Raw genomic sequence first — 16,197 nt, 5'->3', positions numbered from 1 at the left:
CGGCATCGATTTGGCCGAGGGCCAGAACCTGGTCGGCGCCGGCAAGGCGGTCAAGCTGACCGGGTCCTATTCGGGCTACATGGTCTATTTCACGCCGCTGCCCGGCGAGGGCACGCCGACCATCATCGGCGACGACGACAGCGCGAGCCTGATCACCTTCCAGAACAACTCGTCGATCGTGAACCTCAACCTCGAGGGCGAATTCTATCACGGCGTTTTCGGTCCCGACGTGGAGAGCAATTTCTGGATCCAGGACCTGGTGATCGACCTCGACAACGCCGATGGCAATGGCGTCTACGTCAACGTCAACAACCCGCGTGACAACGTCTACAATTTGTTCACCACCTCGACGCCGAGCGGCTTCATCAATTGGAACCGGATTTTCGATTCCTCCACCTATCACGGCGTCAAGGTGAACATCAGCGCCTTCGACGGCGGCGCACACGCCTTCGATCTTGCCGTAACCGAGAACACGATCACCAACGTCTGGTACGAAGCCATCCATGTCGATGTCGATGTCGACGATCCCGGCACGTCGTTGAAGAACAGCATCGATATCAGCGACAACTCGATCGACAACACCGGCAACGACGACGGCATCTACGTCTATATCAACGTCGCGGGCGGCGGCTTCCTCGACCAGGACGATCCGGTCACGATCAACGACAACACGATCAACGACGTCAACGGATTCGACAGCGAGGGCATCGAGCTCACGACGACCGTGACGGACGCCGGCAGTACGGCGATCCAAACCATCGACATCAGCGGCAACACGATCACCAATGTCAACGACGATGTGGGCGGCGACGGCATCAACGTCGATTTCTACGCCTTCGACGACGGTTTCATCGACCAGGCCAACACGGTCACCATCAACAACAATTCGATCGATACCGTCTATGACGACGGCATCGACTTCGACACCCGCGCCTTTTCCGGCGGCACCATCCTGCAGACCGCGTCGATCAATTACAACACGATCGACAATACCGAACAAAGCAACGGGATCGAGGTCGACATCCGGTCCGAGGACGCGGGCTCGTCGATCGTGCAGACGCTGTCGATCAACGGCAACACGATCGAGGACATCGACTCCGGCGCCGGCATCGACGTCGAGATCGACGTCAGGAACGGCGGCTTCCTCGACCAGGCCTACACCATCAATATCAACAACAACTTCATCGACAATGTCGACAACGATGGCGGCGAGGGCATCGATGTCGATATCGAGGTCTACGATCCCGGCTCGACGGCGATCCAGACCATCAACATCAACTACAACTCGATCAACGACATCTACCGCGACGGCATCGAGGTCGAGATCGACGTCGAGAACGGCGCCTTTCTCGACCAGGACAACACCATCAACATTCTCGGCAATACGATCACCGACGTCGGCACTAGCAGCACCGACGGCGACGGCATCGACGTCAATACGAATGTCTACGGTGACGGCTCGACGGCGATTCAGACCGTCAACATCGTCGGCAATTCGATCGACGGTACCTACGCCAACGGCATCGAGGTCGACACCGACGTCACCTACGGCGCCTTCCTCAACCAGGAGAATACGATTACCATCAACGACAATACGATCCTCAATATCGGCAACGATTCCGAAGGCGAAGGGATCTATGTCAGCACCTATGTGCGCGACATAGACTCGACGGCGATTCAGACCATCAACATCAACAACAACTCGATCGAGAACATCCAAGAAAACGGGATCAAGGTCGACAACGACGTCCGCAACCAAGGCTTCCTCGACCAGGCCAACACGATCACGATCAGCGGCAACACGATCGACAACACCCGGGAAAACGACGGCATCGACGTCGAAACCTATGTCTACGGCGAGGGCACGACGGCGATCCAGACGATCAATATCGACGACAATTTGATCGGCGTCTTCGGCGGCACCGACAACATCGACGAAAGGGGCATCGAGGTCGAGAACGATGTCCGCAACGGCGGCTTCCTCGACCAGGCCGATACGATCAACATCCGCGGCAACACGGTCACCGAAACCTACAATGACGGCGGAATCTATATCGGCAACGATGTCGATCGGGCCACCCTGCTGCAGACCGCCAACGTCCTCGGCAACGTGGTCGGCGAGGCCGGGGGCGCGGTCGTCGTCAATGGAATCGGCATCAAGGTCGACACCCAGGCATATGGCGACCAGACCACGGTCAATCAGACGATCAACGTCAACTCCAACACGGTGGCGGGCGTCGAAGGCGACGGCGTCCAGATCAACACCAATGCGCAAAACAGCGCGGTCGTCGACCAGGCCAGCACAATCTCGGTCAATTACAACACCATTACTTACGCGGATGGTGACGGTATCGAGATCGACAACCAGGCCGATGACGGCGGCACGCTGCTGCAGACGATCAACGTCAACAACAACAGCATCGCCCAGGTCGACGGCGACGGCATCTATTTCGAGAACGATTCGCGCGGCTTTAGCGCGAACGGGCCCGACGACCCATCGACCCTGCAGCAGACGATCAACATCGAAAACAACATCATCAACGGCAACACCGTCACCACCAGCGCCATCGGCGGCGACGGCATCGACATCGACAACGAGGCCGACAATTACGGCGTCCTCGATCAGGCCAACACGATCAACATCCGCGACAACACAATCCTCAACGTGACTGACGAGGGCATCGAGGTCGACAACGATATCGACGATTACGGCACCATCCGCCAGACCCTCAACATCATCGGCAACTCGGTCGACGGCTCCGGCAACGACGGCATCGAGATCGATGGCGACGTCGAGGACAACAGCGGCACCAAGCTCTACCAGGTCGGCACGATCAGCCACAATACGTTGGTCAACAACGGTGTCGACGGCCTCTACATCGACCTCAACGTCGACGACGGCGCGTTCTCGACCCAGACCTTCGACATCGGCCACAACTCGATCGCCGGGAACAGTAGCCAAGGCGTCAAGATCGACCTCAGGAACGACGAGGACGAGACCAGCACGTCGTTCTTCCTCGACTTCTACAACAACGTCATCCACGACAACTCTGAGGACAATGTTTATATCATCAACAAAATCGACGACGACGATGCCAGCCAAGTCTTCAATGCCACGTTCCGAGACAACTCGATCGTCAACAACACCAGCGGCGACGGCATCGAGATTTATTTCAGCGTCGACCGGGACGGCGTCTTGATCGCCGATATCGATTTCATCGGCAACACCGTCGGCGGTCATGACGAGGACGGCATCAACGTCAAGTCCCATGTGGAGGATGCGGGGCGGTCGACGGTGACGCTCGAATTCACCGACAATACCGTCTTCCTCAACGGCGACGACGGCATCGATTTGCGCAACGAATGGGACGGCGCCGACACCGGCGGTATGGCGGTGATGAGCGCGACCTTCGGCGGCAACGACATCAACGCCAACGACGACGACGGCGTCTTCCTCTACAACGACGGCGCTACGGGCGACTTGCACGCATCCCAGACCGTGCTGTTCATCCCCGGTGGCAACGTCATCCGCAACCACGACGGCGCCGGCGACTTCGGTCTCTACGCCTCCAACAACGACAATGGCATCCAGTTCGTCAACCTGACGAGCCTGACCTTCATCAACAACGACACCAACTTCGACGGCAACGGCGGCGGCACCAGCCAGACCATCATCGGGCCGTAACCGGCGTCATAGACTCCAATTTAGCGGACGCGCCGCCCCTCTCGGGCGGCGCGTTTCGTTTTGGGCACCCGACACCGCGGGCATGGGGATGGCTGGGTCGGCCATGCTCGCGGCTCGGTTCGGGCGATTCGTGACCTTCTCCCGCAAGCGGAGAGGGAATTTGACCGCGCGCGGCGCATCTCCCCTCGCCCCTTACCCACGTTCCCTCGCCCCCTTGGGGGAGAGGGAGGGACCCGCGTAGCGGGAGGGTGAGGGGGAGCTGGAACCGGCGGAATGTCCGATCCCGCCATCCCCATGCCCACGGTTTCAGTCGCGGCCGCCGCTATAGGTACGCCGCCAGCTCGTCCTCGCCGAGCCATTCGTGGCGGATGCGGGCGATGGTGGCGGGGTCGAAATAGTCCTTGAGGCGGCCATCGATCCAGCGCACCAGCCGGTCGGGCACGTCCTCGGGCAGGGCGCGCCCGGCCAGCCAGCCGGCGGCCCAGGTCGTGGTGCGCAGCCAGGTCAGGCGCCGCATCGGCTGGAACCAGGGTCGGATCGCCTCCGCCGCCGGGCGGTCGATCTCGCCGAGATAGGCGCGGTAGAGCCGCGCCGCGTCGGCCAAGCCGATGTCGGCGGCGCATTGCGGGTCCCACATGATCGAGGTGTAGAGCGAGGCGTGGGCGAGGTCGATGGCCGGCGACCCGTACATGCCCTTCTCGAGGTCGACCAGCACCGCCTTGCCCTCGGGGGCGATGATGAAATTCCCCGGATGGGTGTCGGTCATGACCAGGCAGGACGGCTGCTCGAGTCCGCGCACCTCGATGGCGAACCGCCGCGCCCAGTCGAGTTCTTCGTCGAGCGCGGCGCGCGCCCGCGCGTCGATGGCGGCGCGGTCGAGGGCCTCGGCCTGGGTCTCGATGCGCTCCAGGGTCCCGGCCACCGGGTCGCGGTGATAGACCAGCGGCAGGCGTTCGGTCTCGGGCGGCACGATCTCGCGGTGGATGCGCGCCAGCGCCCGCGCGATGGCGTCGAAATCGTCGGGCAGGCGCGGCGGGTGGCCGCGGATCTCCTCGACCAGGAGGGCGCCAAAGGGTAAATCGGGGCTGGGCTCGAGCACGCCCAGCAGCTTCGGCACGTGACCGCTCGGCCACGCCCGCTGGAAGCAGGTCGCCTGGTAGGCGAGCCCCTGGCCCGGCGTCATGCCCCAGACGTTGAACCGCGGCACCCGCGCCACGACGCCGAGCCCGGCGAGGCGGATGTGGTCGTGGACGATGCCGCGCACCGCCATCGGGTGGAGGTCGCCGCGGACCAAATCGCGCAAGCCCTCGAAGGCGACCAGCCGGGCGTGCAGGACGTCGAGGTTGATCATCGGACGCCGGCGCGGATCGCGGGCGAACCGGGACCGTTCTGTGCTAGCACTGTCATGGACCCATAGACTCTCGAACCGGCCACGCCGAGGCTCCCGCTCACACCGATGACTGCCAAACTTTCCATCGTCATCCCCACTTATCAGGCCGCCGGCGACCTGGGTCAAACCCTACGCGCATTGGCCGCCGACCTCGAACCCGGCGACGAGGTCGTGATCGCCGACGGCGGCTCCACCGACGCCACCCTCGAGGTCGCCGCGAGCGCCGGCGCCCGGGTCGTGATCGGCGTGCTCGGGCGCGGCCCGCAGCTGGCGGCGGGGGCGGCGGCGGCGTCCGGCGACTGGCTGCTCTTTCTCCATGGCGACACCGTTCTCGCAGACCGTTGGCGCGCTGTCGCCGCCGAATTCATGGCCGCCCCGGAGAATGGTGAGCGGGCCGGCTATTTCCGCCTCGCCCTCGGCGACCCGTCGCCCGCCGCGCGGCGGGTCGAGCGGCTGGCGGCGTGGCGCGCCCGCGTCCTCGGCCTGCCCTACGGCGATCAGGGCCTGCTCATCGGTCGCGCCCTCTACGACCGCTGCGGCGGGTTCCGGCCGCTGGTCATGATGGAGGACGTCGATCTGGTGCGCCGTCTCGGCCGCCGCCGCCTGGTCGAGCTGCCGGCCGCTGCCGTGACCTCGGCAGCGCGCTATCACCGCGACGGGTGGTGGGCGCGGCCGATACGCAACCTGGTCTGCCTCGGCCTGTTCTTCCTCGGCCTGCCGGCGCCGTGGATCGCCCGAGCCTATCGCTGATGCGCCGCCCCCGCCTCGTCATCTTCGCCAAGGCACCGCGGCTGGGCGCGGTCAAGCGGCGTCTCGGCCGCGACATCGGCGATCTCGCCGCGCTCGCCTTCTACCGCGCGAACCTGGCCGAGTTGGCCCGCCGCCTCGGCGGCGACCGGCGCTGGACTTCCGTGCTCGCGGTGACCCCGGACCGGGTTTGCGACCAAACCGCGATGTGGCCACCCGGGCTTGCCCGGCAGGCCCAGGGTGGGGGCGATCTCGGGACGCGCCTGGCGCGGGTGCTGCGGGCCGGTGGCGGCGCGCCGGTGATCGTCGTCGGCAGCGATATCCCGGAGATCACTGCGGCCCATGTCGCCCGTGCCTTCGATGCCCTGGCCGGTGCCGATGCGGTCTTCGGACCCTCCGGCGACGGCGGCTTCTGGGCCGTCGGCTGGCGTGGCGCCCGCCCCTGGCCGCCATCGGGATTGGCCGGCGTGCGCTGGTCGACCGGCCATGCATTGGCCGATTCACGCGCCTCCCTCGGCCGCGGCACCGAAATCGTGCTGACCGATCCTCTCGACGACGTCGACGACGCGGCCGCCTATGCGCGGTGGCGGGCGCGCACGCGCTGATCGCTCCCGTTTCGGTGCATCGAGGCTTTCGCTCCGCCGCATCGGCACTATAATTTTCACCGCCGCTCTATGAGGGTTGAACGCCAAGTGCTCAAGATGTCGAAGCCGTTCCTCGCGCTGTTCCTGTTGCTGGCCGCGCCCGCCGCCGCCCAGGTGGCGCCGCAATGGTTCACCGACCCGGAGAGCGGCTGCTCTTATTTCCATGCCACGCCGTTCGCCGAACAGACGATCCACTGGGACGGGCTCTGCGACCTGGCCGGGAATGTCCATGGCCCGGGCGTGCTGACGATCTATTCGGACGGCACCGAGATGATGCGGCTCGACATCACCATGAGCAACGGCCTGCCGGTTGACGGCTGGGTCAGGGTCATCGACAGCCACAACGGCACCGCCTACGAAGGCGATTTCTACAAGGGCCTCTATCACGGCAAGGGACGATGGTCGAACGCCGCCGGCAATGCCTATGTCGGCGCCTTCGAGAATGGGCGCTTCCACGGCGCCGGCCGCTGGAAGGGCGCCGACGGGACGGTCTATACGGGCAGCTTCCGCGACGGCCGCTTCGACGGCGAGGGCGAATGGACGGCAGCGGACGGCACGACCTATGCCGGGGCCTTCGCGGCCGGCGTTTTCAGCGGTCGGGGGACCTGGCGAAGCGCCGCCGGCGACGGCTACGCCGGCGCCTTCGCCGACGGGGTCTTCGACGGCAACGGCGAATGGACCGGCGCCGACGGCACGGTCTATAGCGGCGCCTTCACGAACGGCAGCTTTGACGGCCAAGGGCATTGGCAAAGCGCCGCCGGCGATTCCTACGAAGGCGAATTCAAGGGCGGCCATTTCGACGGTAAAGGCAAATGGACCGGCAGCGACGGCGTCACCTACGACGGCGAGTTCGAGGCCGGCAAGTTCCATGGCGGCGGGCGCTGGTCCAACGGCCAGGGCGACGTCTATGTCGGAGAATTCGCGGCCGGGTTGTTCGAGGGCCTCGGCGATTGGAAAGGCGCCGACGGAATTGGCTATGTCGGCGGCTTCAGCGCCAACAAGTTCGACGGCGAAGGCGTCGCGACCCTGCCCGAACAGGGCATCTACAAGGGCGCTTTCCGCGACGGGCTGATGCACGGCCAGGGATCGTTGGTCCGGCCCGACGGCGTCCGCTACGAGGGCGAGTTTCGCGACGGGCGGGCGCATGGCCATGGCACCCTGACGGTTCCCGACGGCGACGCCTATGAGGGCGATATCCGCGACGGCGCGCCGCACGGCGTCGGCGTGTTGCGCATGGCCGACGGCCGCCGTTACGAGGGCGATTTCCGCAACGGACTGATCCACGGTCAGGGCACGCTCTACGGCCCCGACGGTGAGACCCGGTCGGGGACTTGGCGCAACGGCGACTTCGTGCAATGAAGGTGGTCGAACCGAGAACCCGCCGTCGAACTTCGAACGGCGAATATGAGAGGAGAACCCGATAATGGCCGGCTATATCATCGTCCAGGTCGACATCAAGGACCCCGAAACCTACGACACCTACCGCAAGCAGGTGCTGCCGACGATAGAGGCGCACGGCGGCCAATTCTTGGCTCGCGGCGGCGCGCTCGAAATTCTCGAAGGCGAGTGGCCGTGGCCGCGGGTCGTGGTCATCCAGTTCCCCTCGGTCGAGGCGGCCAAGGCGTGGTATCACTCGGATGCCTACCAGCCCTTGGCGGCCATGCGCCAAAGCGCCTCGGTCGGCAACATGATCGTCGTCGAAGGGGCATAGCGGCGCTCCGTCGCGGTCTGGCGCCGGGATATGGGAGATGCCAGCGGCGCCACCGCCGGCCTACGAAATTATTCTCAAGGAGATCAGATCGATGCCGGGATATGTCATCCTTCAAATCAACGTCACCGACGCCGAAACCTATGCCGAATACGGCCGGCGCGCGACGCCGACGTTGGAACCGTTTGGCGGCGAATTCGTTGTCGGCGGCGAGGCCAAGGTCAGGGAAGGCACCTGGCCCTGGCCGCGGCTCGTGGTGCTGCGCTTCCCGTCGATCGAAAAGGCCAACGAATGGTACGAATCGGACGCCTATCGGCCGCTCATCGAATTGCGCCAGAAATCCGCCGACAGCAACGTCGTCTTCGTCGAAGGGAAATGACTGGCCGGCGCGCCGGCTCGGTTCTAACGGCCCGGGCTCGCGAGGGCGCCAAACGGTGAGGGCGGCGCTGTTCGAAGCGTTCCGCGCGCCACTCGGCGTGGTCGACATAGCCGCGCCGACGGTGCCCGCCGACGGGGCGGTGGTGCGGGTCGAGGCGTGCGGCGTTTGCCGCTCGGACTGGCACGGCTGGATGGGCACCGATCCCGACGTTTCGGCGCCCCACGTGCCCGGCCATGAGTTCGCCGGAACGATCGAAGCCGTCGGTCTCGATTGCCGGCGTTTCGCCGTCGGCGACCGGGTCACCGCGCCGTTCATCCTCGCCTGCGGCGTCTGCGCTGTATGCCGCGCCGGCGACCCCACCGTCTGCGACGATCAATTCGTCATCGGCTTTTCCGCCTGGGGCGCGTTTGCCGAAATGGTCGCGGTGCCGCGGGCCGATTTCAATCTCGTCGCGGTGCCGGAATCTCTCGATGCGGCGACCGCCGCCGGCCTCGGCTGCCGCGTTACCACCGCCTTCCGCGCCCTCGTCGATCGCGCCCGGTTGCAGCCCGGAGAATGGCTCGCCGTCCATGGCTGTGGCGGTGTCGGCCTGTCGGCGGTGATGATCGCCGAGGCCCTCGGCGCGCCGGTGATCGCCGTCGACATCGATGAGCGGAAGCTGACGTTGGCGCGGGCGCTCGGCGCGACGGCGACCGTCGATGCCTCGGCGATCGACAATGTCGGCGCCGCGTTGCGCGATGCCACCGGCGGCGGTGCCGATGTCTCGATCGATGCCCTCGGCATCACCGCGACCTTTCATAACTCGCTCTATGGGCTGCGCAAACTGGGCCGTCACGTGCAGATCGGGCTGCCGCTCGAGGACCACGCGGTGCCGACGATCCCGCTTCAGGAACTGATATATGCGCGCCAATTGACGGTGATGGGGACGCGCGGTATTCCGGCCGCCCGCTTTGCGGCGCTGTTCGAGATGATCGCCGCCGGCCGCCTCGATCCGGCGCGCCTGGTGACCCGCCGCATCTCCTTGGACGAGGCGGGCGGTGCGCTCGCCGGTATGGGGGAATTCGAGGGCGTCGGTGTCACCGTCATCGACCGCTTTTGATGACCCGAACGTGCAATATGAGATGTGTTGCCAGCAAATAGGAGACACGCGGTGCGAATAGGAACGATGTTGTGTGTTGCGACCGGACTCGCTGCAATAATTGCCGGTTGCGGCGGTCAGACGATTCCCGCCACCTACCAGGGCGAGACGACGGTGCGGCAGCCCCAGGGAGTGGCATGGCAGCGCATCGTCCGCTACGTCCGCGCCCGCGGCTACCCGGTGCGCAGCGCCAATCCCGATGGCGGCATCCTGGTCTTCGAGGTGCCGCGGCCGGACGCGGCCGGGGTGATCGAATGCAGCGCCAACGTTTCCGGCCCGGCGGTCTATCCCGGTCCCCAGCCCGGCGCGCGCTATGACGGCGAGGTCTCCGTCTACGTGACGCCGAACAGCCCGGACCAGGCGACGATCGCCGTCTTCATCGCCTACAAGGAAGTCACCGTGGTCGGCGGTCGGGACGTGGTGCGGCCATGCCAAACGACGGGCCAACTCGAACGGGCGATCCTCGGCGCGGCGGGTGGCGTGTAACGGGTCGTCCCGGACTCAGTCCAAATGCTCTTTCAGCCGCGGCATCAGCTCGACCAGATTGCACGGCTTATGACGCACGTCGAGCTGGTAGCGGAGGATCTCGTCCCACCCGTCGCGGCAGGCTCCGGGTGAGCCGGGAAGGGCGAACAGATAGGTCCCGTCGGCGAGGCCGCCGGTCGCCCGTGACTGCATGGTCGAAGTCTTGATCTTGTCGAAGCTGACCATACGGAACAGTTCGCCGAAGCCTTCGATCTCCTTGTCGTAGACCGCCTGAAATGCCTCCGGCGTGACGTCGCGCCCGGTCACGCCGGTACCGCCGGTCGAGATCACCACGTCGATGCCGTCGTCGGCAATCCACGCCCGCAGCTGGGCGATGATGGCATCGGTATCGTCCGTGACGATTGTCCGCGCGGCGAGCCGATGGCCGCCCTCGGTGATGCGGTCGGCCAGCACCTGTCCCGATCTATCGTCGGCCAGATCCCTGGTGTCGGATACGGTCATGACCGCGATGTTGACCGGCAGGAAGGCCCGGCCGTCGTCAGTAGCCGGCATCGCTGCCAACTTTGGTGCCGTTGCCGAGGGCGGCGTAGGGCGGCCACGCGCCCGATGCCAGCCGGTCGAGCGAGGGTGTCGGCTGGCCCAGCCGCTGGCGGTAGATCCAGAAATTCTCCATCACCCGCTCGATGAAGATGCGGGTCTCGCGCGACGGGATGGATTCGATGAACAGTAACGGGTCGCCATTGTGGGGCGTCCCGCTGTCCCATTTGTTGAGGTTGCCGGGGCCGCCGTTATAGGCGGTGGCGAGGCGGAACAAATCGCCGTCGACGTCGCCGAGTCTCAACAAGTGTTGCAGGTATTGCTGGCCCAGCGAAATATTGTATTCGGGATCGTAAAGCTTCGACCGCCCGCGTCCCTTGCGCAGCGAGCGGTCCTTGGCGACGAAGCTCGCCGTCCCCGGCATCAATTGCATCAGCCCGCGGGCGCCGGCGCTGCTCTTGGCATCGGCGTCGAAGCGGCTCTCCTGGCGCATGAAAGCGAGCACCAGGGCGCGATCGACGATATAGCCCTCGGGCGGCTCCCAATGGGGCAGCGGATAGATCGCGGCGTCATAGTCGTGATCGGTCCGGTATTTCAGAAATCGCCCGACCTTGAGGGAGACACCCGGTAAATCGGCCGCGTCGGCGACGTTGACGACCGCTTCGGCGAGCACGGTGTCGTCGCGGGCACGCACCCGCAGGAGCTCGCGCTCGGCCATGTCGCGGTCGCCGAGCTGGAGCAGCGCCACGCCGCGCTGCGCCGGCTTGCTCGCCCGGAGCGCGGCCATATGCTGCGGCGTCATCACCGGCAGCGACCAATCGAACCGGGTGGCGAAGCCGAGCGCGCGCCGGGCCAGGATGCCGTAGAAGTCACGGGGGTGGCGGGCCGCCACGATCAGCCACTTGTTGACTTCTTGCGGTTGGCGATTGAGCAGATAGGCGCGCGCGGCCCAGAACCCGCCGGCGGCGATATTCGCGTCGGAGGTCCCCGGGGTCTGGGTCAGCTGGGCGAAGTGTGGCGCGGCGATATCGTAACGGCCCAGCCGCCATGCCGCGAGCCCCGCCGTCCAGTGGGCAAATCCGGCATGGTCGGGCGACTCCGAAACCGCCAATTCGGCCTGTTTCAACGCCTTGTCGTCGACCTGGGCCTTGAAATAGCCCGACGCGATCAGGGCCCGTGCCTTGGCGATCTCCGCCGTGCTCAGCAGCGACCGGGTCTCGCTTCGACTGAGGATCTCGAGGGACTTGGTCGGCCACCCGTCTTGGACATATTTGGCGATCGAGCGCTGGATCTGCCGTTTACGCTTGCGCTGCTTGCGCGACAGCGACTTGGTCGGCGTCGTCAGCGAGTTTGTCGCCCGCGGCGCCGACCAATTGGCGACGCCGAGCGGGCGTCGCGGCGACTTGTAGCCTTTCGGCTGCCGTTTCTTGGCCAGTGCGTAGATGCGGTCGGCGTCGGGATGGTCGGCGTAGTTGTCGAGCCACTTCTTGAGCTCGGTGTATTTGGACCGGTATTTCTTTGGATGCATATAGCGCTGGAACTGGACATGTCCCATCAGGATCGGATTTTCCAGGCTGCGGATGACCTTGTCCGCCGCCTGCCACTTGCCCGCTTCCTGCAATTGCTCGATCTGCTTGTAGCGGGCGATGTCGGCATTCGACAGCACCTGCGGCAAGGCGTTGTCAGCGGCCTTGGCAGCGCGCGGCACGCCCACCGAAAACGATAGCGCGACGCAGATCAGAAAACAAAAGGCGACCGAATATTTTGCCACGATGACTCGCGCTGTTCGGGGCCGCCGGAGGCCCCAGAGGCCGGACGCAGAAACTATACGGAAAATGGGATTCGCGGCAAGATCGAAACCGTCATGGAGATTGCCGCCGGCGAACCGGGCTGATTCTCGCCGATGCGACGCCCGCCCGTGGTGCAGATTTTTCGGCCGGCCGGGCCATTCCGGCGTCCGGAACGGCCTAGTCGGCCAACAGCGGATAGGGATTGAGCGGCGTGCTGCGCCACCATTGCTTTTCGGGGCCGATGACACCGATCTCGAAATGGAGGTGAGGATCGACCGCGTTGCCGGTCGCGCCGACGAAGCCGATGACGGCACCTTGGCGAACCGCGATGCCCTCCTCGATCTCGGCCGGGTAGTAGTCGAGGTGGGCGTAGTAGTAGATGACGGTCTCGGTCGGATCGAATTGGTAAAGCGTGAACCCGCCGCGATCGGAGTAGAACAGCTTCGCGATAACCCCGTCGTCGGCGGCCAGAACCGGTCTGCCGAGCGGCGCCATGATGTCGATGCCTTGGTGATCGCGGCCACCCTTGCGGGCGTCGTTCCAGGTATCCGACAGCTCGCCGCGACCGATGCCGCGCACCGGCACGATCAGGTCGCGTTCGAAGGCGACGGCTGCGGCCGCACCGGTGCCGATTTCCGACGGAAGAGTGGTCGGCGCGGGATCCGTGGCGCCTGCATCCTGCGCCACCGCCAGTGCGACGGCGGGGAATGCGAGAAGTAGCGCCAAGAACCCGGGCACGATCCTGTGCATATGAAATCCTGCTCCCGGATGGTTCTTGCCATCGCCGCGGATCGGCCGCCGCCGGCCCGGCGCCGGCCAACCCGACGGCTCAATGGTATGACGTGTTCCGGCGGTGCGCGCGCCCAAAATGACCCTGGCCTTCGCCATGGATTCTTGCCGATTTCGCCTGCTATCCTTTCCGGTGCTGACGGAAGCGCCGCGATGACGCGGTGGGGAGGCAAGAATGGCCGAAAATGCTGCCGAGCAATCGCCGATGGAATCGAAATTCACGCCGGACGAGATGGGCGCCATCGCCCACCTCTACCGGGGAGAAGTCTACCGTAGTACGGTCTGGCGCTCGCGCCTCGACAATACGACCAACTGGTCGGTCGTCACCACCGGTGTCGCGCTCTCCATCACCTTTGGCGATGCGTCGGCCACGCCCTTGCCGCTGATCCTGGTCGGCATGCTGGTGGTCGTCTTCCTCATGCTCGAATCGCGGCGCTATCGTTATTTCAATGTCTGGCGCGCCCGCTGCCGGCTCATGGAGACGGATTTCTACGCCCCAATTCTTAGCGGCCAGGGCGCGGTCCTCGACGGCAAGTGGAACACGTTGCTATCGGACGATTACCGCCAGCCGCGCTTCCACATCAGCTATCTGCGTGCGATGGGACGCCGGCTGCGCAAGAACTATTGCTTCATTCTGGCGGTCCTGGCGGCGGCCTATTTCGGCAAGCTTGCCATTCATCCGACGCCGCTGGCGAGCGTTGGCGAACTGTTCGATCGCGCCAGTATCGGCCCGCTCCCGGGTGAATTGGTGGTCTTGGCCGGGGTGGTTTTCAATCTCGGTTGGTTGGCGGTCGCATTGGTGACGCTGCAGATCGAGCGGCGGCATCGCGGGCCGGGCGTTCTCATTTCGATTGCGTGAGAAGGCGGCCGTCTTAAGGGAATCTAAGCGGGATTGCGTGCTATCGTTCCGTTCGTGATCCAGCCGACCGCTGAAGGTACGCCGTGAGTTCCTGGACAAGATCCGTTGCCGCGCTGCTCATGCCGCTGGCGCTCGCCGCCTGCGCCTCCGTGGCCACGATGGAAGTCCGTACCGACCGCGATGCGGCAGCGCCGCTCGCCGTGCCGGCGGAAGAGGGCGCATTCCAGTTCGTCGTCTACGGCGACCGTACCGGCGGACCGGTGTCGGGCCTCGAAATCCTGGAGCAGGCGGTCGAGGAGACGAACCTTCTCGATCCCGATTTGGTCATGACCGTGGGCGACCTCGTCCAGGGTTACAACCAGACCCCGCTTTGGCTCGACCAGATGCGCGCCTACAAGGCGGTCATGGCCGGGCTGGCGATGCCGTGGTTCCCGGTCGCCGGCAACCACGACATCTACTGGCGCGGCAGCACGCCGCCGCCGGGCCAGCACGAAGGCGATTACGAAGCCCATTTCGGCCCCTTGTGGTACTGGTTTCCCCACAAGAACGCCGCCTTCGTCGTGCTTTTCACTGACGAGGGCGACCGCGCCACCAACCGCAAGGGCTACGGCAGCGCCGATCTCACCCGCATGAGCGAGGAGCAGATCGCTTGGCTGGCGCAGACTCTGCGCGAGACCGCGGCCTACGATCACGTCTTCGTCTTCATGCACCATCCGCGATGGCTGAAGGGCTATCCCGAGGGCGGCAACTGGGATCTGGTGCATAGGTTGCTCGCCGCCGCCGGCAATGTCTCCGCGGTTTTCGCCGGTCATATCCATCGCCAGCGTTACGACGGCCTGCGCGACGGCATCGTCTATTACATTCTGGCCACAGTGGGTGGGCGGATGCCGATGGATGCGCCCGGCAGCGGCTGGCTCAACCATTTCGATGCGGTCACCGTGCGCAGCGATGGATTCGAGATCGCGACCCTTCCGGTCGGCACGGTCATCGACCCCAAGACGATGACGCCGGAGCGGCTGGCCGACATCAATCGGGTGCGGGGCATGCCCATCCTCCTGCTCACGGAGCGGCTCGATATCGATGCCGACGGCGCCGCCCGTGGTGAGGTCCGTTTCCGGGTCGAGAACACCGCCCGCCGTCCGGTCGAGGTGACCGCCGAACTCGCGTCGCCGGCACCCGATTGGTTCGTGCGCCCCAACCATGCCCTGGTCCAATTGGCGCCAGCCGAGATCCGCGAATTCGACTTCGAGCTGGTGAGGCCGTCCGGTCTCGGCGGCGAGATTTCCATTCCCCAATTCGTTTTGCGGACGGACTATCTGGCCGAGGACCGGCGGGTCGACCTGGCGCCGCGCCACCTATTGGCACCACTAAGTCCGGTCATCGCCGCAACCGACGGCGCGGCCCCGTCCCATGACCGGGTCATGGTCTTCGACGGCGACGGCGATGCGCTGTGGTTCGCCGCCGACGCGATTCCACTGGATGCGCCCCCCTTGACGCTCGAGGCCTGGGTCCGGCCGGCCTCGGCGGAGGGACACCAATCGGTCATTGGCAACGTCCACGACACCGGCATTTCGCTACTGTTGTCCGGCGGCCGGCCGCGCCTGTTGTTCAGACTGGACAGCGGTTGGGTCGATGTCGCGGCACCAGCCCACGAGGTGCTCGAAATCGGCCGCTGGCGCCATCTCGCCGGGGTTCTCGACGGCGCCGAGGCGCGGCTCTATGTCGACGGCCGGCTGGTCGCCCGCGCGGAGGCGGCGGGCCCTCTCGCCGCCAACGATCTGCCGCTCCACGTCGGCGCCAATCCATCCGATACCGGCGGCAGCGGCGACTATTTCGATGGCGCCCTCGATGAGGTCCGGGTCTCGATGGATGCGCGCTATACGGGCGAGCATTTTCGGCCCGCCGCGCGCCACGAGGCGGACGCGGCGACCGCGCTGCTGCTCCGGTTCGATCGCGCCGATATGCCCTTCGCCTTCGATGCGTCGGCCGGCGGTCGCCACGGCCTGCCCCGCGGAGATGCCCATTGGGGCGCACGGTAAGCGCCC

At 65.5% G+C, this 16,197-nt stretch carries 14 protein-coding genes; 10 read left to right on the top strand and 4 right to left on the bottom strand.

Going from position 1 to position 16,197, the window contains the following annotated elements:
- A partial coding sequence (locus GY791_04510; protein ID MCP4327684.1) for a hypothetical protein occupies positions 1–3,685 on the top strand: 3,685 nt, incomplete at its 5' end.
- Positions 3,686–4,007: 322 nt separating this feature from the next.
- On the opposite strand, the gene GY791_04505 is transcribed toward GY791_04510, so the two are convergent.
- Positions 4,008–5,036: an aminoglycoside phosphotransferase family protein gene (locus GY791_04505; GenBank protein ID MCP4327683.1), complete on the bottom strand. Its 1,029-nt coding sequence runs from the start codon at positions 5,034–5,036 to the stop codon at positions 4,008–4,010.
- Positions 5,037–5,141: 105 nt separating this feature from the next.
- Here GY791_04505 and GY791_04500 point away from each other — a divergent pair, with 105 nt between their 5' ends.
- From GY791_04500 to GY791_04470, 7 genes are all read left to right on the top strand, one after another.
- The gene (locus GY791_04500; protein ID MCP4327682.1) at positions 5,142–5,825 is read left to right on the top strand and encodes a glycosyltransferase; all 684 of its coding nucleotides are present in this window, start codon (positions 5,142–5,144) and stop codon (positions 5,823–5,825) included.
- Positions 5,825–6,427, top strand: a complete 603-nt coding sequence (locus GY791_04495; GenBank protein MCP4327681.1) for a glycosyltransferase — start codon at positions 5,825–5,827, stop codon at positions 6,425–6,427. Before GY791_04500 ends, GY791_04495 begins: the two co-directional genes overlap by 1 nt.
- 69 nt (positions 6,428–6,496) lie before the next feature.
- Positions 6,497–7,825, top strand: coding sequence for an MORN motif precursor (locus GY791_04490; GenBank protein MCP4327680.1), 1,329 nt, complete (start codon positions 6,497–6,499; stop codon positions 7,823–7,825).
- A 64-nt stretch (positions 7,826–7,889) separates the two neighbouring features.
- Complete coding sequence (locus GY791_04485; GenBank protein MCP4327679.1) at positions 7,890–8,177, top strand: DUF1330 domain-containing protein; 288 nt, start codon at positions 7,890–7,892, stop codon at positions 8,175–8,177.
- 37 nt (positions 8,178–8,214) lie between these two features.
- Positions 8,215–8,553 (top strand): DUF1330 domain-containing protein, encoded by a 339-nt coding sequence (locus tag GY791_04480; protein MCP4327678.1) that lies wholly within the window; start codon positions 8,215–8,217, stop codon positions 8,551–8,553.
- A gap of 55 nt (positions 8,554–8,608) precedes the next feature.
- Positions 8,609–9,652 (top strand): zinc-dependent alcohol dehydrogenase family protein, encoded by a 1,044-nt coding sequence (locus GY791_04475; protein ID MCP4327677.1) that lies wholly within the window; start codon positions 8,609–8,611, stop codon positions 9,650–9,652.
- A gap of 51 nt (positions 9,653–9,703) precedes the next feature.
- Positions 9,704–10,177: a hypothetical protein gene (locus GY791_04470; GenBank protein ID MCP4327676.1), complete on the top strand. Its 474-nt coding sequence runs from the start codon at positions 9,704–9,706 to the stop codon at positions 10,175–10,177.
- A 15-nt stretch (positions 10,178–10,192) separates the two neighbouring features.
- Here GY791_04470 and moaB read toward each other — a convergent pair whose 3' ends face one another.
- From moaB to GY791_04455, 3 genes are all read right to left on the bottom strand, one after another.
- Positions 10,193–10,729 carry a molybdenum cofactor biosynthesis protein B gene (moaB, locus tag GY791_04465; protein MCP4327675.1) on the bottom strand — a complete coding sequence of 179 codons (537 nt, stop codon included), beginning with the start codon at positions 10,727–10,729 and terminating at the stop codon, positions 10,193–10,195.
- Positions 10,716–12,485, bottom strand: a complete 1,770-nt coding sequence (locus GY791_04460; protein MCP4327674.1) for a lytic transglycosylase domain-containing protein — start codon at positions 12,483–12,485, stop codon at positions 10,716–10,718. The genes moaB and GY791_04460 overlap by 14 nt, the downstream gene beginning before the upstream one ends.
- A 196-nt stretch (positions 12,486–12,681) precedes the next feature.
- A complete protein-coding gene (locus GY791_04455) occupies positions 12,682–13,392 on the bottom strand; it encodes a M23 family metallopeptidase (protein ID MCP4327673.1) in 711 nt (236 codons plus the stop codon).
- A gap of 133 nt (positions 13,393–13,525) precedes the next feature.
- Here GY791_04455 and GY791_04450 point away from each other — a divergent pair, with 133 nt between their 5' ends.
- Together GY791_04450 and GY791_04445 are read left to right on the top strand one after the other, a co-directional pair.
- On the top strand, positions 13,526–14,152 hold the full coding sequence (locus GY791_04450) for a DUF2270 domain-containing protein (GenBank protein ID MCP4327672.1): 627 nt from the start codon (positions 13,526–13,528) through the stop codon (positions 14,150–14,152).
- Positions 14,153–14,235: 83 nt separating this feature from the next.
- Positions 14,236–16,191, top strand: a complete 1,956-nt coding sequence (locus GY791_04445; GenBank protein ID MCP4327671.1) for a hypothetical protein — start codon at positions 14,236–14,238, stop codon at positions 16,189–16,191.
- Positions 16,192–16,197 lie beyond the last annotated feature (6 nt).

The organism is Alphaproteobacteria bacterium, assembly GCA_024244705.1.
GTDB lineage: Bacteria > Pseudomonadota > Alphaproteobacteria > JAAEOK01 > JAAEOK01 > JAAEOK01.
The sequence above is the reverse complement of the archived record's forward strand: the minus strand, read 5'-3'. Positions and strand labels throughout refer to the sequence as shown.